Below are 24,360 nucleotides of genomic sequence, written 5' to 3' on the forward strand. Positions count from 1 at the left end.
GCGCGGTCGCGGCTTCTCGCGGGTCGGCGGTGATCGGTAGCTGGGCTTGAAGATACCTTGTTTGGAGCGGTCGTCGCGATCGCGCTCTCGAGGGCGCCGAGCGGCGCCTGCCGTGCGCGCTCTTTGGCCGAGGGGGGGAACATGATCATCAGTGCACACCAATCGCATTTTCTGCCCTGGTTGGGGTATCTGGACAAGATCCGTCGTTCGGACGTGTTCGTGGTGCTCGATCACGTGCAGTTCGAGCGGCAGAATTATCAGAACCGCAACAGGATCAAGACCCGCGCCGGCGCCGCCTGGCTGAGCGTCCCCGTGCGCCAGCGCTCGCGCGCGGAGCTCATCTGCGACAAGGAGATCGAGAACGCGCCCGACGGGAGCATCACCTGGGGCGAGCGGATGGTGCGGACCCTCGATCACGCCTACTCCAGGGCGCCGTACTACGGGCAGTATCGGCCGTTCTTGGCCGACGTGCTGACGCGCCCCTGGCATCGGCTCGTCGAGCTGAACGATGTCCTCCTCCGCTACTTCCTCGACCAGCTCGAGATCAGCACGCCGATCGTGTACAGCACGTCGCTCTGCGGGCTCCAGGGGGCGCGCGCCGACATGATGGTGAACCTGTGCCAGATCCTCGGCGCGGACACGTACCTCGCCGGCGGGGGCGGATCGCGCAGCTACATCGACGCGGAGATGTTCGAGGCGGCGGGCCTGCGGGTCGCATGGCAGACGTTCGAGCACCCCGTCTATCCCCAGCTCCGGCCCCCCGAGGCGTTTTTGCCTCAGCTCGCGGTGGTCGATCTCCTCTTCAACTGCGGGAGCGCGAGCGCGTCGGTGCTGCGGGGAGAGCGCGCGCCCTCGCCGAGCCGGCCGCAGGCGACGCGCGCCGTCCATGCCAGAGAGGAGCCGAGGGCCGATGTGCGCGCAGCGGAGTGAGGCGGTGGAGCTCACCGCCGACGCCGACGGCGTTCGGGCCTTTTACCACGCGGAGGTCGCGAAGCACGGCTACACGCACCGGGGGCTCGGCTTCAACAACCGTGAGTCGCAGCTCCACCGCTTTGACGTGCTGAGGAGCGTGGGCGATCTCCACCGGGCCCGCGTGCTCGACGCCGGTGCGGGGCTCGGTGACTTCGTCCGCTATCTCTGGGCGCGGGGCGTCGTGCCCGACTACACGGGCCTCGAGCTGTGCGAGCACCTCGTGGCCGAGGCTCGCCGGCGGCACCAGGGGCCGGGGCCCGCGCGGTTTCTGGCGGGCGACATCCTGACGGTCGATCTCTCGGGGCCTTACGACTACGTGATCGCGAGCGGCATCTTCGGGCTGGAGACGCCCAGCGCGGCAGGGCGGATCGTTCCCACCCTGACGCGCTTGTACGAGCTCTGCCGGCGAGCCGTGGCGGTGAATTTCCTGAGCGCGCGCGCCCCGCGCAAGGCGCCGCAGCGCCTGTACGTCGAGCCGCTCGAGGCGCTCGCGCGCGCGCTGACGTTGACGCCGACGGTCACGCTTCGCCACGACTATCTTCCGAACGACTTCACGCTTTTTCTGTACCGCGAGCCGCGGTGGACGGACCTCGACAGCGAGCATCAGGGGGGGCAATGAGCAGCTTCATTTCCAGCTACGCAGGCAAGACGGTCGTCGCGGTCGGCGCGCACCCCGACGACGTGGAGATCGGGATGGGCGGGACGGTCGCTCGGCTCTCGGAGGTCGGCGCCAACGTGATCATGGTGATCGTCGCCGTGCCGGACAGGCTCGACGAGCGGCTCTCGGAGAGCGCCGCCGCCGCGTCGTTGCTCGGCGCGAAGCTCGTCGCGCTCGAGCCGGAGCGGTGCATCCGCGTCGAGGATCTGCGGATGCACGAGCTCGTCAGGCGCCTCGACGCCGTGATGCGCGCGCACGCTCCGGCGGCGCTCTTCACCCACTCGAGCGACGAGACCCACTATGACCACGTCCTCGTGCACCGGGGCGTGCTCAGCGCGATGCGGCTCCTGCGGTCCGACCTCTATTTCTACGCGCCGAGCGCGTGCCGGCCGGCGATCCGTAGCTGGCAACCTCGGGTGTGGATCGACGTCTCCTCCACGGTCGATCGCAAGATGTCGGCGATCGCGGCGCATCACAGCCAGTTTGGCCGGCGAGGTATCTGTATCGACCACTTCTGCGAGGACATGCGGCTGCGGGGGCTCCCGGTCGGGATGGCCTACGCCGAAGGGTTCGACGTGCACTGCGCGCGCGACGCCTGAGCGGGCGCCCGCGGGCCGGCGACGATCCCTCGGGGCCCGCGGGATCGTCCGGCCGGCCCGTGCGCTCGTCGAGCCCCAGCCCGCTCGGCGCGCTAGAACAGCTCGCCGATGCGCCGCAGCAGGCCGCCGCTCGAGTAGAGCGCGCGCAGCCCCCGCTTGAACCAGCCGTACGACGCCTCGGTGTACGGGAACCACAGCGGATCCCTCGCCCCCAGGTTCACGCGGTCCGCGTTGATGTGCTTGACGTCGCACATCTGCCGCAGCCCGTCCTCGCCCATCACCCGGCCGAACCCGCTCTGCTTGACGCCGCCGAACGGCGCGTCGGGGCAGGCGCCGTTCATGAGCACGTCGTTCACCAGCACGCCGCCGGCCTGCAGGCGCTCGGCGATCCGGCGCGCGTGGTCGGTGTCCTCCGAGAACACGTAGGCGTTCAGCCCGAGGTGCGACTCGTTCGCCAGGCGGATCGCCTCCTCCTCGGTCGCGACCTGCATGAACGGCACGATCGGCCCGAAGATCTCCTCCGTCATCACGGTCATCCCGTGATCGCAGCCGGCCAGGATCGTCGGCTCGAAGAACTGGCCCGGCCCCGGCGCGCGCTTGCCGCCGGTCTTCACGCTCGCCCCCTTCTCGACCGCGTCCTTGATGTGCCGCTCGGCCACGTCGATCTGCGGCGGGAACACGACCGCCCCCACGTCGACGAACGCCCTGCTCGGATCGCCGACGTGCAGTCCCTTCGTGATCTCGACCGTGCGCTCGAGCAGACGGTCGTGGATCTCGCGATGCGCGTAGACCCGCTCCACCGAGAGGCAGACCTGCCCCGCGTTCGCGAAGCCGCCGAACACGATCGCCTGCGCCGTGCGCTCGACGTCCGCGTCGGCGCACGCGATGAGCGGGGCCTTGCCGCCGAGCTCCATCACGCACGGGATGAGCCGCTCGCCGCACGCCGCGGCGACCCGCCTGCCCGTGCTGACGCTGCCCGTGAACACGAGCAGCTGGATGCCGCTGTCGATGAGCGCCGCGCCCGTCGGCCCCAGGCCGGTCACGACCTGGAACAGGTCCTCCGGCATGCCCGCGCCGTCCCAGATCTCCTTCTGCTTCAGGGCGATGAGCGGCGTCACCTCGCTCGGCTTGAGCACGGCGGCGTTGCCGGCGACCACCGCCGCGAGCACGTCGCGCAGCGCGAGCTGGAACGGGAAGTTCCACGGCGAGATCACGCCGACCACGCCGCGCGGGACGTAGTGGACGAAGCTGCGCCGGTGCTTGAAGAGGTGGAGCTTGATCTCGCGCGGCTCGAGCGCCCTCGGGGCGGTGCTCGCGAAGTAGGTCGCCATGTCCGCCGCGACCAGGACCTCGTGCAGCAGCGCCTCGTGGCGCGGCTTGCCGCACTCGCGGGACAGCAGGTCGACGATTTCGTCCGACCGGTCGACGATGGCGTCGCGGAAGCGGAGCACGCGCTGGCAGCGCTCCTCGACGGGCAGCGCGCCCCACGCCTCCTGCGCGCGCCGCGCCCGGGCGACCGCCGCCCGCACCTCGTCGGCGCTCGTGTTCGGGACCTCCCCGAGGAGCTCCCCGGTCGCCGGCGCGTAGCTGCGGATCGTCGCGTCCCCGTGCCCGTTCATGCCAGGACCGCTGCCGCCGTTGCTCCCCACCGAGCGCTCGCTCACCACCTGACCCATGTTCGATCCCTCCGCTTGCCGAGCCCGCCGTCGGGCCGGATGGCCTCCGCGGTCCGCCGCTCGACACGGGGGACCGTAGCCCTCCGGCGAAGCTACAGCAAATGAGCATTTGCCGCGTTTCCCGGCGAATGCGCGCGGGAACCGGCCCCGGGGGCCCGCTGTTGCGTTGCGGACAAATGGTGAGCACACCGCGGCAGCGCCAGGGGTCGGGGCGCGGGCGCGGGCGCAACCCGGGTGCGCCCGCGCAACCTCGGCGCGATGTCAGGAAGCGCCTGGCCGGCGTCTCGGGCGGACTCTCGGCATGACGTCGGCGACGGGAGCCAGTATAGGCGTGACCCTGACATGCTGGAACAACGCGAAGTCGATCTCATCGCAGCCGTCGAGCATCCGGATCCCCACCAGGTGCTCGGCCCGCACGAGGAGGAAGGCGATCTCTGGGTCCGGGTCTTCCGCCCGGACGCCGAGGCGATCACGGTGCTGCCGGGCGATCCGTCGCTGCCGAAGCTGCCGCTCAGGCGAGTGCACGAGGCGGGCCTCTTCGAGGCGCGCTTCCCGGGCGTCACCTACCCGAAGGACGACCGCTTCCGCTACCGGCTCGAGGTGCGCTTCGCGGACGGGAGCGTCGCGCTGGAGCAGGACCCGTACGCCGCCCGGCCCACGCTCGGGGACGTCGATCTCCACCTCGCCGCGGAGGGCCGGCACTGGGAGCTCTACCGCGTCCTCGGCGCGCACGCGCGCGAGCTCGACGGCGTCGCCGGGACGTCGTTCGCGGTGTGGGCCCCGAACGCCCGGCGCGTGAGCGTGGTCGGCGACTTCAACCAGTGGGACGGCCGCCGCCACGCGATGCGCAGGATGGGCGGCGGCTTCTGGGAGATCTTCGTCCCCGGCCTCGGCGACGGCGCGCTCTACAAGTACGAGATCAAGACCGCGGAGGGGCACATCGCGGTGAAGACCGATCCGCTCGCCCAGTCGATGGAGCTCCGGCCGGCCACCGCCTCCCGCGTCTACACGAGCCGGTACACCTTCCAGGACGCCGCGTGGATGAAGGCGCGCGGCGAGGAGGAGTCCCGCAAGAAGCCGCTCGCGATCTACGAGGTCCACGCCGGCTCCTGGCGCCGCGTGCCGGGCGAGGGCCCCCCGTACGAGCACGGCATGCGGTGGATGACGTACCGCGAGCTCGCCGACCACCTCGTCGACTACGTGGCCGAGCTCGGCTTCACGCACGTGGAGCTCATGCCGGTGATGGAGCACCCGTTCGACGGCTCGTGGGGCTACCAGGTGTCCGGCTACTTCGCGCCGACCAGCCGCTACGGCGACCCCGACGACTTCCGCTACCTCGTCGACCGCTTCCACCAGAAGGGGATCGGCGTGATCCTCGACTGGACCCCGGCGCATTTCCCGAAGGACGCCTGGGCGCTCGGCCGGTTCGACGGCACGGCGCTCTACGAGCACCTCGATCCGCGGCTCGGCGAGCACCGGGAGTGGAACACCTACATCTTCAACTACGGCCGGCACGAGGTCCGGAACTTCCTCATCGCCAACGCCCTGTACTGGCTCGACGAGTTTCACATCGACGGCCTGCGGGTCGACGCGGTCGCCTCGATGCTGTACCTCGATTACGCCGCGCAGGGCCCGCACGACTGGGTGCCGAACCGGTATGGCGGCCGCGAGAACATCGAGGCCATCGAGTTCATCCGCGAGCTGTCGGACCGGGTGCACGAGCGCTGCCCGGGCGCGATCCTGTGCGCCGAGGAGTCCACCGCCTGGCCGTCGGTGACCCACGCGACGTACGTCGGCGGGCTCGGCTTCGACTTCAAGTGGAACATGGGGTGGATGCACGACACGCTCGACTACTTCAAGCACGAGCCGATCCACCGCGCGTTCCACCATCACCAGCTGACGTTCGGTCTGCTCTACGCCTTCTCCGAGAAGTTCCTCCTGCCGCTGAGCCACGACGAGGTCGTGCACCTCAAGCGCTCGCTGCTCTCGAAGATGCCCGGCGACCACTGGCAGATGCTCGCGAACCTGCGCGCGCTCTACGGCTACATGTGGGCGCACCCGGGCAAGAAGCTCCTGTTCATGGGCGGCGAGATCGGCCAGTTCAGCGAGTGGAGCGAGAAGACGGAGCTCGACTGGGGCCTGCTCTCGGTCCCGGCCCACGCCGGGCTCAAGCGGCTCATCACGGACATCAACGCCCTCTACAGGAAGCACCGGGCGCTGCACGAGCTCGACGACGAGCACCACGGCTTCCGGTGGATCGATTGCACCGACAACATGCAGAGCGTCATCTCGTTCGCCCGGTACGGGGAGGGCGCGGGAGACCCGATGGCGCCCACGGGCGAGCACGTGGTCTTCGTCGGCAACTTCACGCCGGTGCCGCGCCACGCCTACCGGATCGGCATCCCGCGCCGCGGCGCCTACGTGGAGGCGCTCAACACGGACGCGACCGAGTACGGCGGCAGCGGCGTGGGCAACCTCGGCCGGGTCGAGGTCGAGGACGTGCCGTGTCACGGGTTCCCGCAGTCCATCTCGCTGACGCTCCCGCCGCTCGCGGTGCTGTGGCTCGTCCCGGAGCGCGCCGGCGAGCCGTGAGGCCTCCGCCATCGCCGTGAGCCAGCCGCGGCCGGCTCGCGGCGCGCCGCGCTCCCGCGCTGGAGGCCCGACCTGGGCCACACCGGATCACCTCACCGTCGTGGACATGATCGCCCGCCCCGGCCGGCGCGACGGGCGGTATTGACATGCGGGGAGCGGTGTTTACTCCTTGGATCAGGTCCGGAAGGGGTCCTGAGCCGCGCGCCCCCGACTCGATACCGGTCGATCCGGCACAGAGGCGGTGAGCTCTCCCATCTTGACCAGGAGCACCCCCGTGCGCCGGTATCTCCTTGATCTGGCGTCCTACGGCTCGGGGCCCCTCCGGACCGCTCATGAGGAATGCAAGGAAGAAACCTCATGAGATGCAGGAACTCTCACCATCCATGCTCACCGCAAGGCGGACAGCGGCGGGGCGGCGCTGGTCCGGAGCGAACGTTATCAGGGCGAATTCACCCGTTCGTTCGTGCTCGGCGAGCACTACGACATGGATCATGTCTCGGCGACGCTGCAGAACGGCGTGCTGACCGTGCGGGTGGCGAGGCGGCCCGAGTCGAGGCCGCGGCGCATCCCCATCCGCCTGGGCGCGGAGGCGGCGAGCAAGCTGCTGAGCGGCAAGCCGGCGGAGGCCCAGGCCCTCGCGGTCTCCTGAGCGCGCGGCGACCCGCGGGCGCGCGGCGCGCGCCCCGCCCGGCAGGCCAGAGGAGGATCGCGCGTTTTTTGCTCTTTCCGGCGCCTTGCGCATAGGGTCGCGCGCATGGATTGGCTCGAATCGATGCACCGGATCCGCGCGCTCAAGCTGGAGCTCGCGCGGCTCGATCCGCGGCGGGGGATGCCGATCGCGCCGCCGGCCGGCGCGTCCGAGTCGGCGATCGTCGCCGTGGAGCGTCGCCTGGGGATGCCGCTACCGCCGAGCTACCGGGAGCTGCTCTCGCTGCACGACGGGTGGCCGCAGCTGTTCGCGGGCGCGAGCCTGCTCGGCGTGCGCGCGCTCGCGCGCGGCACGTTCATGGATGTCGGTCGGATGGTGCTCGAGCACGGCGAGGTCGAGGAGGCGCACGGCGAGGGCGAGGGCCACGCCGTGGAGGGGAGCGCGCGCGGCCGCGCCGGCGAGCGCCCGCGGCGCACCCTCGTCCCGTTCGGCATCGATCCGACGGCCGAGACCGTCTTCGCCTGGGACGTCGACGCGGTGGCGGAGGACGGTGAGCTCGCGGTCATCCTCTGGACGAACGACATCGGGCTGCGGCTCTCGGGCTTCCCGGAGCTCCTCGAGATGGTGAAGGACATGCTCGCCGCGGAGCTCGAGGATCGCCGCCGGATCGCCGCGGCGCAGCTCGAGCTCTCGCCGCGCCTGCGCGCCGTGATCGCGCCGAGGAGCCGCGCGCGCGCGGTGGCGGTACCGCTCACGCCCGCGCCGCGCCTCGCCGCGAGGAGCGCGCTCACGGGCTGAGCCGGGGTCGTCTCCCGAGCGGGCTCAGCGCTGCCTGTGGGCGGCCTGTGTCCTCGGGCCACGCCATGGCGCGCACACGCCGCGCGGCGCCGCGCGCGAGGCCCCGGGGCACGGGGCCGGTTGTTCCCGCGCGCGGCGCGGGACGTGGTGTACTAGGCGGAGCATGACGGAAGCCCACCAGCAGCAGCGCTATCGGGTCATCGAGCGGCTCGCTTCGGGCGGCATGGCCGAGGTCTTCCTCGCGGAGAGCGCGGGGATCGAGGGGTTCAAGAAGCAGGTCGCGATCAAGCGCGTCCTCCCGCACCTCAGCGAGAAGAAGCGGTTCATCGCGATGTTCCTCGATGAGGCGCGGCTGTCGGCGCACCTCTCCCACTCCAACGTCGCGCAGGTGTTCGACATCGGCGTCGGCGACAACGCGTACTTCATCGTGATGGAGTACGTGGACGGCGCCGACCTGAAGGCCGTCCTCGAGTCCATGCGCAAGGCCGGCCGCACGATCCCGGTCGAGTCTGCGGTGTTCATCACGGCGAAGCTCTGCGAGGGGCTCACGTACGCCCACGAGCTCAAGGCGGCGGACGGGCACCCGCTCAAGGTCGTGCACCGGGACATGTCCCCCCCGAACGTGCTCATCACGAAGTACGGCGAGGTGAAGATCGTGGACTTCGGCCTCGCCAAGGCGACGAGCCAGCTCGAGAAGAGCGAGGCCGGCATCATCAAGGGCAAGTTCAGCTACCTCTCGCCCGAGGCGGCGCAGGGCCTCGAGGTCGATCATCGCACCGACATCTTCGCCGTGGGCGCCATCCTGTGGGAGATGCTCGCCGGGAAGCGGCTGTTCCTCGGCGACACCGACTACCAGACCGTCAAGCTCGTGCAGCAGGCGCAGATCCCGCCGCTCGCCGAGATCAACAAGGCGGTCCCCCCCGAGCTCGATCGCATCATCGCCCGCTCCCTCGCGCGGGATCCCGACGCGCGGTACCGCTCCGCGCGCGAGTTCGGCAGGGATCTCACGAACTTCCTCTACAAGTTCGGCCGGCCGGTCAGCGCCTATGACATCGCCGAGCACGTCCGCAGCGCCATGGCCTTGCGCAGGCGGGCTCCCGCGTCGGACAAGGCGTCGTTCATCGACAAGCTGATCGAGGAGACGCTGCTCGAGTTCACGTCGCTCCCGGACAGCAAGGCCGCGCCGAGCACCGCGCGGCTGAACGAGCCGCTCAAAATCTCGGCGTTCGAGGACATCGGCAAGTGGGCGGACGAGATCAAGGTCTCGGCGCCCGGCGAGGACCTCATGCGGCGATCCCTCGCCGCGGTGGCCGTCGAGGTGGGCAACCTCGCCGCCCTCGAGGAGCCGGATGGGGGTGCTCCGCCCGCGGCGTCACCTGTGGAGCCGCCGCTCGCGAGGAGACCCGAGACGACCCTGGCCTCCCCGCAGCTCGCGCCCGCGCCGCAGCGCCCTGCGCCGCCGTCGCCCGCCCTCGCCCCGCCGCCGCTCGCCCCGCCGGCCTTCCCTCCGCCAGCAGCGACCGCCCCGCTCGCGGCGACAGCTCCGCTCGCAGGGACCGCCCCGCCCGCGGCGACAGCTCCGTTCGCAGCGACCGCCCCGCCCGATCTGGCGCCGCGGCCGGTCCACCCGGCCCGGGGCAGCGGCGGCGCCGTGAAGGCCGTGCTGCTCGTCGCCGCGCTGGCGGCCCTCGCCGCGGGCGCGTGGCTCGGCGGTCTGATCCCGCATTGACCCTCGCGACCGGCGCGGCGGCTCCGCGCGGCGCGGGGGGGGCCGCGCCGCGCGGAGCCGCCGCGCCGGTCGCAAGGGTCCGCGCGGCGCGCCGCGCGTCTCACCGAGCTTCCTGGCGTTGCTGCGGAAAGGCCGGCGGAGAGAGGGGGCCGCCGGCGCGCCGAGAGCTCGGGGGATTGATGGGAGGGGGCCTGCCGCCCCCATCGCTCTCGCGCCTGGCGACCCTGGCGCCTCGGAGCTCTCTCTGACCTGTCAGAGAGAGCTCCCGCGGCGGGGCTAGCTCGCCTCCGCGGCGTCGTCGTCGTCGTCGTCGTCCTGCTCCTCGAGCTGCCTCTCGAGCTTCTCGATCTCCTCCTCCTCCGCGTCGGCTGCCGTGGGAGCGGCGCGTCCCTCCTGGAGCGCCTTCTGGCGGGCCTTCTCGGCGGCGGCGCGGGCCTGGGCGACCCGCTGCAGGATGGCGGGCTTGGGCGCCATCATCAGCGTCATCGTGCGCTGCTCCATCATCGGGCGCACCTCGACGTTCGCGATCTCCTCGCACTGCTGGACGATCCAGTCGAGCTGCTCCTGCGCCTTCTCCGGGTGCGTGATCTCGCGGCCGCGGAAGCGCACCGTGAACTTCACCTTGTGGCCGGCGCCGAGGAACCGATGGGCAGCCCGGGTCTTGAACTCGAGATCGTGGTCGTCCGTCTTCGGACGGAGCTTGATCTCCTTGATCTCCACCACACTCTGCTTGCGCTTCGCCTCGCGGGCCTTCTTCTTCTCGTCGTACTTGTACTTGCCGAAGTCGAGGATCTTGCAGACCGGGGGATCCGCCTTCGGGTTGACCTCGACGAGATCCAGCCCCTTCTCCTGTGCCCGGCGCAGCGCCTCGTGGGTCTGCATGATGCCGAGCATCTCGCCATCATCGCCGATGACGCGGATCTCCGGGACGCGGATGCGCTGGTTGATGCGGATCTGCGGCCCCCTCTGGGCCTGCCGCGGATCGAAGCGTCTCATCGCCATGTGATATTTCGCTGCCTCCTTGTGGTCCGTGCTTCTGAACGCGACGCGCCGCCGCCCTCCGACCGGTACCGGTCGCGGCGGCCATCGCCATGCCAATGTCGCCTGACTTGGCGCCGCAGGCAACGGCGGCAAGCACGACCACCACCGCGGCGTGCGGGCGTACCGGAGCTCAGGCCTGCCGGGCTCGTCAGGAAGAGGGGGAGGGGGCCTGCCAGCGTCGGCGCCAGCGTCGGCGTCCGGCGGGAACGGCAGGTCACGAAGCGGATGCGCTCACCGCGAGGCGAGGGGGCTTCGCCTCCGCGGCGAGCCGGTCGGCGAACTCCTCGAGCGGCATCGCCCCGAGGTCCTTGTTCAGGTCGCGCGACCGGGGCGCGACCTTGCGGGCCTCCGCCTCCTTGTCGCCGACCACGACCACGTACGGGACACGCGTCAGCCGTGCCGCGCGGATCTTGGCGCCGAGCTTGTCCGAGCTGAGATCGGCCCTCGCCCGGAGCCCGCGGCGCCGGAGATGAGCGACCACCTCCTCCGCGTACGGGGCCTGCTTCTCGCTGACCGTGACGATGATCGCCTGCTCCGGCGCGAGCCACACCGGGAAGGCGCCCCCGATGTGCTCGAGGTACACCGAGAAGAACCGCTCGAGCGAGCCGAGGATCGCCCGGTGGAGCATCACGGGGCGGTGAGCGGCCCCGTCGGCGCCGGTGTACTCGAGCTCGAAGCGATCGGGCAGGGCGTAGTCCACCTGGATGGTGCCGAGCTGCCAGCTCCGGCGCAGCGCATCCTCGACGTGGAACTCGAGCTTGGGCCCGTAGAACGCGCCTTCCTCGGGCGCGATCTCGTACGGGAGCCCCGCGTGCTTCAGCGCGTCCGCGAGCGCGCCCTCCGCCGCGTCCCACTGGGCGTCGGTGCCGATGCGCTTCTTGGGACGGGTCGCCAGCTTGATGTCAATCCGGGAGAACCGGAACGCCGCGTACACCTCGAGCAGGAGCCGCAGGAACGCCTGGATCTCGCCCTGCATCTGCTCGGGCGCGCAGAAGATGTGCGCGTCGTCCTGGCAGAAGCTCCGCACCCGGGCGAGGCCGTGCACGACGCCGCCGCGCTCGTACCGGTGGAGCCGCCCGAAGTCGGCGAGCCGCCACGGCAGCTCGCGGTAGCTGCGCCGTCGCTGCCCGAAGATGAGGCAGTGGCTCGGGCAGTTCATCGGCTTCTGCGCGAGCCGCTCGAGCTCCGCGAGCTGCTCCAGCACGGCCGCGTCGCGCTGCTTGTCGGCCTCCTTGTAGCTCGCCGCGTCCGCGTCGCCCGGGGAGACGCCGAGCCGGAGCGCGAGCCGGGCCGCGTCGAGGTGCTCCGCCGTGACCGGGAGGTACATGTTCTCCCGGTAATTCGGCAGGTGCCCGCTCGTCTCGAACAGCCGCTTGTCGAAGATCTGCGGCGTGATGACCTCCTCGTAGCCGTAGTCGACGTAGAGGTCGCGCATGTACTGGACGAGCGCGTTGACCACGTGGGCGCCGCGCGGCAGGAGGAACGGCATCGCCGGCGCGACCTCGTGGAACATGAAGAGCTCGAGCTCCTTGCCGAGCTTCCTGTGATCACGCTCCTTCGCCTCCGCGAGCAGCTTCAGGTGCTCGTCGAGCGCGGCCTGGCTCGGGAACGCCGTGCCGTAGATGCGCTGGAGCATCGGGTTGCGCTCGTCGCCGCGCCAGTACGCGCCGGCCACGCTGACCAGCTTGATGGCCTGGAGCACCGAGGCGTCCGGCACGTGCGGGCCCTCGCAGAGGTCGACCCACTCGCGATCCCCGTCGCTGTGCCGGTAAAGCGAGACGTCCTCGCCCTCCGGGATCGCGTCGATGAGCTCGCGCTTGTAGGTCTCGCCCATCTGCGCGAAGAGCTCGTGCGCCCTGTCGCGGCTCACTACCTCGCGCCGGAACGGGCGACCCGCGGCGATGATCTCGCGCATCTTCGCCTCGATCTTGGCGAGATCCTCGTCCGTGAAGGGGCCGGTCGGCTTGTCGAAGTCGTAGTAGAACCCCGCGTCGATGGCGGGGCCGATCGTGACCTTCGTACCAGGAAATAGCCGCTGCACGGCGTCGGCCATGATGTGCGCCGTCGAGTGCCGGATGATGCGCAGGCCGTCGGGATCGTTCGTCCGGACCGGCTCGATCCGGGTCGAGGCGTCGCGGACGAAGGGGGTGTGGAGGTCGAGGAGGCGGCCGTTGACCTTGGCGCCGATGACGGTGCGATCCTTGGCGATATCATCGGCGAGAGCCTCGCGCACCGTGGTGCGGGCCGCCTCGGCGGTCTGATCGAGGGCCATGAAACCTCGCAGGTTACTCCTGCTGATTTGTAGGCGCGGCCGGTTTCGAACCGGCGACCCCTACCGTGTCAAGGTAGTGCTCTACCACTGAGCTACGCGCCTATGTCCCGCCCCGCGACCCTGAGGTCCGTCGAAACGGAGAGCGCCTCCTAGCAAGGGCAGATCGAACCGTCAAGCTCTCTTTTGGGGCGACGGCGATTCCGGCGATTCCGGCGACCGATGCTCGCGAGGATGCCGCGTCCACGCGTCGATCACGCTCGGGGCGTTCAGGGGGCTCGGCCACGCTCAGGCGCCCAGCGGGGGGCGCATGCCGCCAGTGCCCCCGGTGCAGGGCGGGGGCTCCCGTCAGGGCGAGCGCGGACCGTCAGGGGCGAGGCGAGCGTGGACCCTCCATGCTCCGCGTCGCCACCCCGCGCGCCCGGCGCGGCAAAAGCCGCATCGCGCGGACTTATGTCCAGACGGGGTCGTCGTGATCGCTGCGTCACTTCAGGCCGGTCGCTGCCCGAAATGCGCGCGCGCTCGCGCTTGACCTCGCGTGCGCCTCGGGTGACGAACCGCTGGATGACAGCACCGGACAGCCTGGGCTCGCCGCCGGATCCGGCGGCGGTGATCGCGACCGTCGAGGTGGCCGCGGGCAGCGTGTTGTTCGCCGCGCACGCGGCGGTGCCCGGCGATCTGCCGATCGAGCGCGCCGCGAGCGCCACCCTCGCGATCCGCGGCGCCGTGGAGCGCGCGCGCGCCGGGCAGCGGGCGAGCGTCGTGCTGGGCGCCCACGAGCTCGTCGGGGCCCTCGCCGCGCTCGGCGAGGCGGCGGCGGTGCGGATGCCGATCACGGTGCACGTCATCGAGCGGCGCGGCGGCCTCGCCGTGGGGCGCGACGAGCTCGCGCCGGCGCTCGACGTCGGCGCGGGGGTGCTCGTCACCTGGAGCAACCAGGAAGCCGCCGACATGGTGCTCGTCGCGCGGCGCGCCGCCGAGGACAGCGAGACACCGTTCCTTCACATCGTCGACGCGCTGCCGTCGGACGTGGCCGCGCTCGGCGGGGCCCGCGAGCTCGCCGCGGGCTTCCTCGGCTCGGAGCGGACCGCGCCGACCTTCAAGGACGTGGCGCCGGGGGACACCGACGACGACGGCGGCCCTCGCCCGCAGGGGCGCGGGGTCATCCGCAAGCGGGCCGAGCGGAGCTTCGCCGCGCGCGTGCCGTTCGCGCTCACCAGCGCGATGCGGGAGCTCTGCGAGCTCACCAGCCGCCCGCTTGGCGCGATCGAGCGCGTCGACACGGCCGACGCCGAGGAGATCATGGTCGCCGTGGGCTGCGCGTTCCCGGCGGCGCGCGAGGTCGTGCGCAGCCTGCGCGCGCAGGGGCGGCGCGTCGGCCTCATGGGCGTGCGCGCGCTCCGGCCGTTCTTCAGCGCGGACGTGGTGAAGACGCTCGGGCGGGCCAGGGCCATCGTGGTGCTCGAGCCGCTCGACGTGCCCCTCGCGCCGTCCGGGCCCGTCGCCGCCGGCGTGAAGGCCGCGTTCGCGGATGCGCTCACGTGGGCCCCGGGCTTCCCGGGGGTCGGGCGCATCCCGCCGATCATCTCCGCGACGTTCGCGACGATCGACGGCGCGATCTCCGAGCGCGAGGTGCGCCTCTCGCTCGCGGAGATCGCGAGCGGCGAGCGGGCCCGCCGGCTCGTGGTGTTCGGCAGCGACGGCTGACGCCGCGCGCTGCCCGCCCCGTCGCGGGCGTGCCCGCCGCGTTCGCGCGGAGCGGAAAAGCCCTGAGCCCGGGAATCCCCACCGGGTCCCGGTGAGGCTGCCCGCCTAGCTCCTTGCGCGACCCATGGATCCTGGGTATGGAGGCGAGCCCCGGGGGTTGGGACAGGCCCGTAATTTGCGGGCGAACCCCGTCGGGGCCGGAGACACGCGTCACCTTGGCAAGCTCAAACTGGTTCCAGCCGAATCCCGCCCCCGGGCGAACGGGCGCCGCGCCGGCGGCGCCTGCTGAAGGTCAACCGTCGCCGCCGCCGGCCGGCGGCCAGGAGGGGCAGCCCGCGCCGTTCGGCGGGGGCGCCTTCTCGTTCCTCATCCTGGCGCTGCCGCTGCTGCTCATCTTCCTGATGACGCGGAGCCAGAACAAGAAGCAGAAGCAGCTCGAGGCGAACCTCAAGGTGGGCGATCGCGTGTTCACCCAGTCCGGGATCCTGGGCAGGATCACGGACATCAACCCGAACTCACCCCGGGTGAAGCTGGAGATCGCGCCCGGCGTGAACGTGCAGATCCTGAAGAGCGCGATCCAGGGCGCCGATCCTGGCGAGGTCGCAGCGGACGCCAAGGCCGCCGACAAGGCGAAGGAATCGGCGAAGGACAAGAAGTCGTAGGCCGGCGCTCGGCCCACCAGGAAGCCCTTTACCGCCCACCGCGGCGCCACACTCCATGCTCCTAAACATCTTCCAGTACGGGTTCGCCGGCGTCGCCGGCCTGTGCCTCCTCGGTGCGTGGCTCAGCCGTTCGCGGCGCGGCGTGTTCGCGTGGGCGGCGCTCTCCGCCGGCGCGGCCGCCCTCGCCGCCCACTACCACGTGTTCTGGGCGCTCGCGACGTTCGGGCTGATGGTGCCCTGGGCGCTCTTCTGCACCGGGCCGTGGATCGATTTCGCGTGGCGCGCCAAGACGGGCTTCGCGCTGTTCCTCGCGCTCGGCGCGGCGCTGTGCATCTTCCCGACCTACCACGACGAGCGCTACGGCCGGCCCGACCAGTCCGGGCTGTCGTCCGAAGAGCTGGCGGAGCAGGAGACCCAGGCGAAGCGCGGCGATCTCGGCTTCAGCCGGTTTCTGACCTCGAACATCCCGTTCCGCCTGGTGCGCGGGCTCGATCTCAAGGGCGGCCTCCGCCTCGTGTACTCGGTCGACGTCGACGAGGCGATCAACGACAAGCGCGACCGGTACTACGACGATCTCCGCGCGGAGCTCGCCACCGCGTTCGGCTTCCACGAGGGCGACGCGCCGCCGACGATCGAGCAGATGCAGAAGCTCCAGACGAAGCTCCGCATCGAGAAGTCGCGCGAGAACACCGACACGATCACGATCACCTTCGACGACCCCGCGGACGCGGAGAAGATCAACGACGCGTTCCTGACGAAGTTCCTCGGGGAGATGCAGCTCCAGCGCTCGGCGGACCGCCGCGTCGCGAAGTTCCGGATCCGCGACGAGGTGTCGAGCAACATCCGCGATCGGGCGGTGGCGCAGGCGAAGGAGACGGTGCTCCGCCGCGTCGACGGCCTCGGCCTCAAGGAGGCGAGCGTCTCGACGCGCGACGAGGACATCATCATCGAGGTCCCCGGCGACGACGACAAGGCGTTCGACACGATCCGCGACATCATCAGCCAGACGGCGCGGCTCGAGTTCAAGATGGTCGACGACGACAACGACTTCTTCGAGTCGATCGCCAGGACCACCAAGGAGGAGGACCTCCCGAAGGGCCTGACGTTCTCGATAGAGAACGCGCCGGTCGGCCCCGGGAAGACCAAGCCGGTCCACTTCGCCCGGATGGTGCGCGCCGAGCATGAGGAGATGCGCGACACCCTGAAGCGGCTGCGCGAGTGGACCGCGACGCTCCAGGTCCCGCCGGACAATGAGATCGGCTTCGGCAAGCTGTACGAGTACGACGAGGAGACGGACGCCATCGAGGAGATCGGCTGGCGGACGTACTTCCTCTTCAGCAAGGCCGAGATCACGGGCGACATGGTGCGCGACGCACAGGCGCTCCCGGATCAGAGCGAGGGCGGCCTCGGCGGCTGGTACGTGTCGATGGATTTCACCCCGCTCGGCGCCGACCGGTTCGAGGACATCACCGGCAGGAACGTCAAGCGGCGGTTCGCGATCATCCTCGACGACAAGGTTGAGAGCGCGCCGGTCATCCAGACGAAGATCGGCGGCGGCCGCGCGCAGATCACGATGGGCTCGCAGAACCCCGAGCAGCAGCTGGAGGACGCGCGCAAGCTCGAGCTGGTGCTCCGGTCGGGCGCGCTGCCGGCCCCGATCTCGCCGTCGAACGAGCAGCGCATCGGCCCGTCGCTCGGCAAGGACGCGATCGAGCGGAGCACGAAGGCCGCGCTCATCAGCGGCTCGCTCGTGCTCGTGTTCATGCTGGTGGTCTACAGCCGCGCGGGGCTCATCGCGAACGTCGGCGTCCTCTTCAACCTCGTCCTGCAGATCGCCGTGCTCGCGATGTTCGGCGCCTCGATGACGCTGCCCGGCATCGCCGGCCTCGCGCTCACGATGGGCATCGCGGTCGACGCCAACGTGCTGATCAACGAGCGCATCCGCGAGGAGCTCCGGAACGGCAAGAGCCCGCGCGCCGCCGTCGACGTCGGCTACGACAAGGCGTTCACCGCCATCCTCGACGGCCACGTGACGACGCTGATCTCGGGGCTCATCCTCGCGCAGTACGGCACGGGCCCCATCAAGGGCTTCGCCATCACGCTGATCGTCGGGATCGCCGTCAGCCTGTTCACGGGCGTCGTGTGCACCCGCCTGATGTTCGATTGGGCAGTCCGCGGCCGGAAGGTCAAGAAGCTCTCGCTCGGATGACGAGGAGGCCGCGCGCGCGGATCTCCGATCTATGAGGAGACCGCGCGCGCGGCGCTCCGACTTGAGACACGACGATGGAACTCATCAAACACGGCCGCCAGTTCGACTTCATGAGCAAGCGCTGGCTCTTCATGGGCCTCAGCGCGGTGCTGCTCGTCCTCTCGATCATCGCGTTCTTCGTGCCGGGGCCGAGGCTCGGGACCGATTTCAAGGGAGGCACCGAGGTCGAGGTCGCGTTCAAGACCCCGGTCTCGAGCGCCGACGTCCGCGAGGCCGTCACCAAGGCGGGCTTCGACTCGCCCGACGTCGTGTCCGTCGCCGATCCAGCGAACCCGCACCGTTACCTCATCCGGGTGCACGAGGTCTCCGCGTTCTCCGAGCAGCAGCAGGAGACGCTGCGCGATCGGATGTGCCTGCCGCCCGACGGCGCCCCCGTCCCCGAGGACCGCTGCCCGCCGGCGGTGCGCGCCAGCGAGGTCAAGTTCAGCCCCGGCGGCGACAAGATCTCCGCGCGCTACGACGTCCCGCCCGATCTGGAGGGGATCAAGAAGCAGCTCGAGGGCGTCGAGGGGGTCGAGCTCCGGCCCGGCGCGAACAACCCGAACGTCGTGAGCGAGCGCGACCACAAGGTGGAGCTCTACCTGAAGTCCAAGGGCGACCAGCTGATGGACGGGCTCCAGCAGCACCTCGGCGCGGAGGCGGTGCCGGACCAGGCGCTCCGGGTGGAGTGGATCGGGCCGAAGGCCGGGGCGCAGCTGCGCGACGCGGCCATCAAGAGCGTGCTCATCACGCTCCTCTTCATCATGGTGTACATCGCGTTCCGGTTCGACATCCGGTTCGCGCCCGGCGGCATCGTCGCGATCGCGCACGACGTCGTCATCGCGATCGGCGCGATGATCCTCACGCAGCGCGAGATCACCCTCTCGACCGTCGCCGCGCTGCTGACCATCGTCGGCTACTCGATCAACGACACCGTCATCGTCTACGACCGGATCCGCGAGAACCTGGCGAAGCACCGGGACATGAGCTTCCCCGCGGTCATCAACCTCTCGCTCTCCGAGATGCTCGGGCGCACCATCCTCGTGTCCGCCTCGACGCTGCTGTCGCTCCTGATGTTCCTGTTCTGGGGGACGGGCGTCATCAAGGACTTCGCGTTCACGCTCGTCGTCGGCATCGCCGTCGGCACGTACTCGTCCATCTACATCGCCGCGCCGCTCACCGAGTGGATCGACCGCAAGTTCTTCGGCTCCAGCGGCAGCAAGCGCAAGAAGGTGAGCCGCGTCCGCGCGCAGAAGCGCGCCGACGCCGTCGTCTGAGCGCGGCGCCATGGTCGCGGTCGCTCGCGTCCCCCGCGCCCTGGCCGTGGACACCTCCGCCGCGCCGGTGTACCCGCTCCCCCGATGACGAGCACGGCGACGCCGGCAGTGGACGGCTGGAAGGAGCTCGCCGAGCGCGAGACCCCGACGCCCGCCTCCCACGGAGCGCAAGGCGACGCGGGCGCGCTCGGCGAGGGGCGCATCGCGGACCCGGGGGAGGCGTCCGCGGACGCGCTCGCGATGGCGCGCGCCCTGGGGCTGTCGATCACGGTGGCGGACATCCTGTACCGGGCCGGCCGGGCGCCGGACGAGGCGACCCGGCGCTTCCTCGACCCGCGCCTCTCGCACCTCACGTCGCCCGACGCCATGGCCGATCGCGAGGCGAGCGCCGAGCGGATCGCGCGCGCCGTGCGCGCCGGCGAGCGGATCGTCGTCTTCGGCGACTACGACTGCGACGGAGTCACCTCGACCGCCATCATGACCGGCGCGCTGCGCGCCCTCTCGGGCCAGGTGACGCCGCTCCTCGCGACGCGCGCCGAGGGCAGCTACGGCCTGTCCGCGCCCGCGCTCGCGCGCGTGCGGCGCGCGTCGCCCACGCTGCTCATCACGTGCGACTGCGGCTCCAGCGATCACGAGCGGCTCGCCGCCGCGCGCGCGGCCGGCATCGACTGCGTCGTCATCGACCACCACCTCGTGCCCGAAGAGCCGCTCCCCGCGCTCGCGTTCCTGAACCCGCACCGCGCGGACTGCGGCTTCCCGTACAAGGGGCTCGCGTCGTGCGGCCTCGCGCTCTCGGTGCTGGCCGCCGTGCGCAAGAAGCTCGGATCCTCGCTGGATCTGCGCCCCTACCTCGATCTCGTGGCCATCGGTACGGTCGCCGACGTCGCGCCGCTCACCGGCGACAACCGTGCGCTCGTGCGCGCCGGCCTCGGCGTGCTCCAGACCGGCGCGCGGCCCGGGCTCCGGGCGCTCGCGGCGCTCGCCAACCTCGACCTCGGCCGCGGCGCGTCCGCGGAGGACATCGCCTTCCGCATCGCGCCCCGCCTCAACGCGCCGGGGCGGCTCGGGGATCCTGACGTCTCGCTCTCGCTCTTGCTCGAGCGGGACAGCGTGACCGCCTCGGCGCTCGCCGCCACGGTCGAGCAGGCGCAGATGAAGCGGCGCGCCATCCAGGACGAGATGCTGGCGTCCGCGTTCGCCGAGATCGAGCGGGCGGGCTTCGATCGGGACCCGGCGATCGTCATCGCGCGGCAGGGCTTTCACCCCGGCGTGGTTGGCATCGTCGCGGGCAGGATCACGGCGCGCTACGGCAAGCCGACGATCGTCATCGGCCTCGAGGGCGAGAAGGGGCGCGGCTCGGTGCGCGGCCCGGCCGGCGCGCGGCTCCACGACGCGCTCGGGCGCTGCCGCGCCGAGCTCGTCGGCTTCGGGGGCCACCAGGCGGCGGCCGGCGTCGAGGTGCGCGCCGACCGCGTCGAGGCGCTTCGGGCGGCGTGGTGCGACGCCTTCCGGGAGCAGGATCTCCCGCCCGCGGCCGCGGAGGCGACGGCCCACGCCCGGCTCGACGATCGCGACGACCCGGCGGTCGTGGCGCGCGACCTCGAGCGCCTGGAGCCGTGCGGCGAGGGCAACCGTCCGGCCCATGTGCTCGTGCCGGGCGCGGCCGTGCGCTCGGCGAGGAACCTGAAGGGCCACCTCAAGCTGGAGCTCAGCTTTGCCCGCCGCGAGATCGCCTGCTTCGGGTTCGAGCTGGGCGCGCTCGCGCCGCGGCTCGCCGGCGGGCGCGTCGACGTGGTGGGCCGGCTCCGGCGCGACGCCTGGCGCGGCGGGGATGCCGTCGAGATCAGGATCGAGCACGTCGCGGCCTCGCACTGAGCGTTCGCGGCGGGCCCGGGCGGTGGCGCGGCGCTCTGGATGCTCACCGGAGGGGCTGAAGCGCAGGCGAGCCACAATAAGGGGCTCGCCGGAGCGCGAGCCCCTCCGGTGAGCCCCCAGAGCGCCGCTCCACCGCCCGGACGGGCGTGCTAGCGTTCGTGCGTGGCTGAGCCGCTGATCCGGTTCTCGCATGTGCGCAAGGCCTTTGGCCCGAAGGTCATCTACCGCGACCTGAACCTCGAGGTGTACCCGGGCGAGACGCTGACGATCATGGGCGGCTCGGGCGTCGGCAAGAGCGTGATGCTCAAGCTGCTCATCCGCTTGCTCGACGCGGACGGCGGCTCCATCACGTTCCACGGCGACGAGATCACGACGATGAGCGAGGTGCGCATCGGCGTGGTGCGCCAGCGCATCGCGATGCTCTTCCAGGGGGGCGCGCTGTTCGACTCGATCTCGGTCGGCGAGAACGTGGCTTACGGCTTGCATGAGCACTACCGCAAGCAGATGACCGAGGCGCAGATCGCCGAGCGCGTGAACTGGGCGCTGTCGCTCGTCGGCCTGCCGGGCATCGAGCTGATGCGCCCGGGCGACCTGTCCGGCGGCATGAAGAAGCGCGTCGGCCTCGCCCGCGCCATCGCCGTGCAGCCCGAGGTGCTGCTCTACGACGAGCCGACGACCGGCCTCGATCCGATCAACACCGAGCGCATCAACCACCTCATCAAGGGGCTCAAGTCGGCCCTCAACGTCACGAGCATCGTGGTCACGCACGACATGAAGAGCGCGTTCTCGATCTCGGATCGGATGGCGATGATCTACCGCGGCGAGGTCATCGCCACGGGTACGCCGGACGAGTTCCGGGCCTCCAAAGATCCGCATGTCGCCAATTTCATTACCGGGACCGCCCCGGTGAACGAAGACGTCCAGACGCTTCTCGGCGCGTGACGGCCCCGCCAAGATCGCGCAAGATGCCCTCCCGCATGGGCAGAGCGCGCGATCTCAAGGTCGGACTCTTCGTGCTGGCGGGGCTCCTCCTCTCCGCCCTCGTCATTTTTCTGATCGGCGACGAGCGGCGGCTCTTCGACTCCTCGGTCGAGTTCACGACGAATTTCGTCGATGTCCAGGGGCTGAAGCCGGGCGCGCCCGTCCGCATGGGCGGCATCGACATCGGGCACGTCGCCCAGGTCGGCTACGGCCCGGATCCGAAGGACACCAGGATCTACGTGAAGCTCGAGGTCGTCGAGAGCGAGGCGGGCCGGATCAGGACCGACAGCATGGCCCAGATCGCGAACAAGGGCCTGCTCGGCGACAAGATGCTGGAGATCACGAAGGGACAGAGCGCGGAGTCGGTGCCGCCGGGCGGCCATATCCCGGGCGACGTGCCGACGGACATGATGGGGAAGGTGAGCGGCATGGCCGAGAAGGCCGAGGCGACGCTCGACAACATCCAGAAGGTCTCGCAGAGCTTCGCCGACGAGAAGCTGCACAAGGATCTCCACGAGACCGTCGCCTCGGTGAACTCGCTGATGAAGCAGGTGACCGATGGCGAGGGCTACCCGCGCCGCTTCCTGACCGATCCCGAGGAGGCCGAGCGCATCTCGCGCGCCGTGCAGAGCATCGACCGCATGAGCACGGAGCTCGCGAGCACGCTGCGCGAGGTGCGGGGGGTCGTCACGCGCGTCAAGGAGGGGCCTGGGTTCGCGCACGACGTCATCTACGGCGACGGCCCGCAGAAGCAGATCCAGCAGTTCGGCAACGCAGCCGACGAGCTCGCCGTGACGCTGCGAGGGATCCGCGAGAGCGACAGCCTCGCGCACGACGCGCTCTACGGCGGCGAGGGCGACGGCGCCGAGGCGCTCGCGAACGTGACGGCGATGACGGGCGATTTGCGGGCGATCGTGCGCGACATGCGGGCGGGGAAGGGGACCCTCGGCGCGCTCCTGGTCGATCCGTCGATCTACGAGGACATGAAGAGCCTCCTCGGCAACGTGCAGCGCAATGACGTGCTCCGCGCGCTCGTGCGCTACTCGATCAAGCAGGACGAGCAGAAGCCCGCGGTCCAGGTGGGGGGCGCCACGCCGCCGTCGCCGTAGCGCCCGGCACCCGGGCTGTCTCGACGGTACCGGCGGGCTCCCCACGCCCGTTTTGCCGGTCTTGCCCGGAGGCGACGAAGAATTTCGACATCGATGTCGAGTTGTTCTTGTCGAATCGCGATGTCTGGGTTAAAAGCGCCACGTCTTCCGAGACGGCCGGGCGATGAGCCGGCCGGCATCGGGCGCATAACTCAGCGGTAGAGTGCGTCCTTCACACGGACGAAGTCGCAGGTTCAAGTCCTGCTGCGCCCACCCCGGATCGAATGCAACGAGCTGGGCTCGACGCATCGAGCCCCCTTTCCGACCGTAGAGACGTTGCCATTTGGCAGCCTGCTGCGTCGATGTTGCAGGCGGGCACCGTGGTCCACGCACGAAGACGGCGGTCGAAGGTCGACCGGCGCCGTGCTTGGAGAGAGCTCGTCGGCGAGGTCGGTGCGCGGTGGTGTGAGGCTGGCGCTCGTCAAGGCGCGGCGCCGCCGGAGAAAGGCGCGGCGCCGGCGATGTGGTGCCTTCGCCGCGCTGAGGCAGCGCGAGCGCGCGTCAGGGCGCGGCGGGCGCGGACGCCGAGGCGGCGGCGGCGGCCTTCTCGTTCCTGCGCTTCTCGATGGCGCTGGCGGCGGCGCGCAGATCCTTGTGAAGGGAGCCGCACTTGATGCAGGTGCGCCTCCGGTTCGTCGCGCAGCGGTGCGGGGTGAGCCAGTGCTTGACGTAATGGAGCGCGCGGACGTCGCCTTCCCGGCGCGCCGTGGCGAGCTGCGCCTTGGTGGGGCACCCGCTGAGCCGTCGCAGGTCGTCCGCGATGATCAGCGCGGGCGACGCGAGCTGCCGCACGCTGCTCTCGTGCAGCAGCCTGCTCGCGTGATCCCTGGGATAGTCGCCGAACCTCGCCCCGGTCACCACCTCGTAGAGCAGGTCCGGACCGCGGCTCCCCATGTGCTTGGCCATCAGGTCGAGCGCGGTGAGCGCGACGTCGGGGGGGCCGTTGGCGATCCTCAGGATCAGCTGCTCGACCTGGTCGTTCCCGGTCTCCTCGGGGGCGATCTCGAACAGCCGCTTCGTCGTGCTCAGCGCGTCGGCGAACGCCTTCTCGCGCCCCTGCGCGAGCGCGAGCGCCCTCACGACGGGAGGGTCCTCGGGATACCGCTCCACGAGCGCGCGGAGCGCGGCGATCCCCGCGGCCTCGGCGTTCTCGAGCTCCGTGGCCTGGGCGCGGGCGGGCTCCGTCCTGGCAGGCGGAGCCTCGGGCTCGGCGGTCGTGGCCCGAGGCTCGGGGTCCGGTGCGTCGTCGCCGCGGGCGCTGCCGGTCCCGGCGACCGCGGCGGCCGTCGGCGCCACGCCACGGCGGTGCTCACGCGCCACCACGGTCGCTGGGTTGCGGAGCGCCACCGCGCCGCAGATGAGGCCCGTTGCCGCCACGAGGCCCAGCGCCGCCAGGGTGGCGGCCGTCTTCGGGCGGTTCCGCCCGGATTCCCCGGCCTGACTTCCCGAGCCGCTCATCGCAGCTGCCTTTCCCGCGCG

General features: G+C 71.0%; 18 protein-coding genes and 2 tRNA genes. 15 read left to right on the plus strand and 5 right to left on the minus strand.

The window, feature by feature from the left end; translation table 11 throughout:
- Positions 1-141 precede the first annotated feature (141 nt).
- The 3 genes from WMF31_RS15865 to WMF31_RS15875 are packed head-to-tail and all read left to right on the plus strand — an operon-like array spanning position 142 to position 2,229.
- Positions 142-930 (plus strand): WbqC family protein, encoded by a 789-nt coding sequence (locus WMF31_RS15865; RefSeq protein WP_129349071.1) that lies wholly within the window; start codon positions 142-144, stop codon positions 928-930.
- Between the two features lie 4 nt (positions 931-934).
- Positions 935-1,591 (plus strand): class I SAM-dependent methyltransferase, encoded by a 657-nt coding sequence (locus WMF31_RS15870; RefSeq protein WP_436602750.1) that lies wholly within the window; start codon positions 935-937, stop codon positions 1,589-1,591.
- Positions 1,588-2,229 carry a PIG-L deacetylase family protein gene (locus WMF31_RS15875; RefSeq protein WP_436602751.1) on the plus strand — a complete coding sequence of 214 codons (642 nt, stop codon included), beginning with the start codon at positions 1,588-1,590 and terminating at the stop codon, positions 2,227-2,229. The genes WMF31_RS15870 and WMF31_RS15875 overlap by 4 nt, the downstream gene beginning before the upstream one ends.
- Positions 2,230-2,321: 92 nt before the next feature.
- On the opposite strand, the gene WMF31_RS15880 is transcribed toward WMF31_RS15875, so the two are convergent.
- Positions 2,322-3,905 (minus strand): aldehyde dehydrogenase family protein, encoded by a 1,584-nt coding sequence (locus WMF31_RS15880; protein ID WP_436602752.1) that lies wholly within the window; start codon positions 3,903-3,905, stop codon positions 2,322-2,324.
- A gap of 342 nt (positions 3,906-4,247) precedes the next feature.
- Between WMF31_RS15880 and glgB the strand changes: the two genes are divergently transcribed.
- The 4 genes from glgB to WMF31_RS15900 all read left to right on the plus strand — a co-directional run bounded on the left by glgB (position 4,248) and on the right by WMF31_RS15900 (position 9,673).
- On the plus strand, positions 4,248-6,497 hold the full coding sequence (glgB, locus tag WMF31_RS15885; protein WP_436602753.1) for a 1,4-alpha-glucan branching protein GlgB: 2,250 nt from the start codon (positions 4,248-4,250) through the stop codon (positions 6,495-6,497).
- A 379-nt stretch (positions 6,498-6,876) separates the two neighbouring features.
- A complete protein-coding gene (locus WMF31_RS15890; protein ID WP_436606565.1) occupies positions 6,877-7,146 on the plus strand; it encodes an Hsp20/alpha crystallin family protein in 270 nt (89 codons plus the stop codon).
- Positions 7,147-7,251: 105 nt separating this feature from the next.
- Positions 7,252-7,944: an SMI1/KNR4 family protein gene (locus WMF31_RS15895; protein ID WP_436602754.1), complete on the plus strand. Its 693-nt coding sequence runs from the start codon at positions 7,252-7,254 to the stop codon at positions 7,942-7,944.
- Positions 7,945-8,107: 163 nt separating this feature from the next.
- Positions 8,108-9,673 (plus strand): serine/threonine protein kinase, encoded by a 1,566-nt coding sequence (locus WMF31_RS15900; protein ID WP_436602755.1) that lies wholly within the window; start codon positions 8,108-8,110, stop codon positions 9,671-9,673.
- Positions 9,674-9,949: 276 nt separating this feature from the next.
- Here WMF31_RS15900 and infC read toward each other — a convergent pair whose 3' ends face one another.
- From infC to WMF31_RS15915, 3 genes are all read right to left on the minus strand, one after another.
- The gene (gene infC / locus WMF31_RS15905) at positions 9,950-10,669 is read right to left on the minus strand and encodes a translation initiation factor IF-3 (RefSeq protein WP_436602756.1); all 720 of its coding nucleotides are present in this window, start codon (positions 10,667-10,669) and stop codon (positions 9,950-9,952) included.
- A 259-nt stretch (positions 10,670-10,928) separates the two neighbouring features.
- Positions 10,929-12,986 carry a threonine--tRNA ligase gene (thrS, locus tag WMF31_RS15910; protein WP_436602757.1) on the minus strand — a complete coding sequence of 686 codons (2,058 nt, stop codon included), beginning with the start codon at positions 12,984-12,986 and terminating at the stop codon, positions 10,929-10,931.
- A gap of 30 nt (positions 12,987-13,016) precedes the next feature.
- A tRNA-Val gene (locus WMF31_RS15915) sits at positions 13,017-13,088 on the minus strand.
- A gap of 459 nt (positions 13,089-13,547) precedes the next feature.
- On the opposite strand from WMF31_RS15915, the gene WMF31_RS15920 reads away from it, so the two are divergent.
- The 8 genes from WMF31_RS15920 (at position 13,548) to WMF31_RS15955 (ending at position 23,094) form a co-directional block, all read left to right on the plus strand.
- Positions 13,548-14,690 carry a transketolase gene (locus tag WMF31_RS15920; RefSeq protein WP_436602758.1) on the plus strand — a complete coding sequence of 381 codons (1,143 nt, stop codon included), beginning with the start codon at positions 13,548-13,550 and terminating at the stop codon, positions 14,688-14,690.
- 215 nt (positions 14,691-14,905) lie between these two features.
- On the plus strand, positions 14,906-15,352 hold the full coding sequence (yajC, locus tag WMF31_RS15925) for a preprotein translocase subunit YajC (RefSeq protein WP_129349051.1): 447 nt from the start codon (positions 14,906-14,908) through the stop codon (positions 15,350-15,352).
- Between the two features lie 55 nt (positions 15,353-15,407).
- Positions 15,408-17,561, plus strand: a complete 2,154-nt coding sequence (gene secD, locus WMF31_RS15930) for a protein translocase subunit SecD (protein WP_436602759.1) — start codon at positions 15,408-15,410, stop codon at positions 17,559-17,561.
- Between the two features lie 74 nt (positions 17,562-17,635).
- Entirely contained in the window at positions 17,636-18,877 is a 1,242-nt protein-coding gene (secF, locus tag WMF31_RS15935) for a protein translocase subunit SecF (protein WP_436602760.1), read from the plus strand.
- An 84-nt stretch (positions 18,878-18,961) separates the two neighbouring features.
- The gene (gene recJ / locus WMF31_RS15940) at positions 18,962-20,752 is read left to right on the plus strand and encodes a single-stranded-DNA-specific exonuclease RecJ (RefSeq protein ID WP_436602761.1); all 1,791 of its coding nucleotides are present in this window, start codon (positions 18,962-18,964) and stop codon (positions 20,750-20,752) included.
- Between the two features lie 162 nt (positions 20,753-20,914).
- Entirely contained in the window at positions 20,915-21,694 is a 780-nt protein-coding gene (locus WMF31_RS15945) for an ABC transporter ATP-binding protein (RefSeq protein WP_436602762.1), read from the plus strand.
- Between the two features lie 35 nt (positions 21,695-21,729).
- The gene (locus tag WMF31_RS15950; protein ID WP_436602763.1) at positions 21,730-22,842 is read left to right on the plus strand and encodes an MlaD family protein; all 1,113 of its coding nucleotides are present in this window, start codon (positions 21,730-21,732) and stop codon (positions 22,840-22,842) included.
- A 180-nt stretch (positions 22,843-23,022) separates the two neighbouring features.
- A tRNA-Val gene (locus WMF31_RS15955) sits at positions 23,023-23,094 on the plus strand.
- Positions 23,095-23,382: 288 nt separating this feature from the next.
- On the opposite strand, the gene WMF31_RS15960 is transcribed toward WMF31_RS15955, so the two are convergent.
- A complete protein-coding gene (locus WMF31_RS15960) occupies positions 23,383-24,339 on the minus strand; it encodes a hypothetical protein (RefSeq protein ID WP_436602764.1) in 957 nt (318 codons plus the stop codon).
- Positions 24,340-24,360 lie beyond the last annotated feature (21 nt).

Source organism: Sorangium sp. So ce1036, from assembly GCF_051369805.1.
Classification (GTDB): domain Bacteria; phylum Myxococcota_A; class Polyangia; order Polyangiales; family Polyangiaceae; genus Sorangium; species Sorangium cellulosum_F.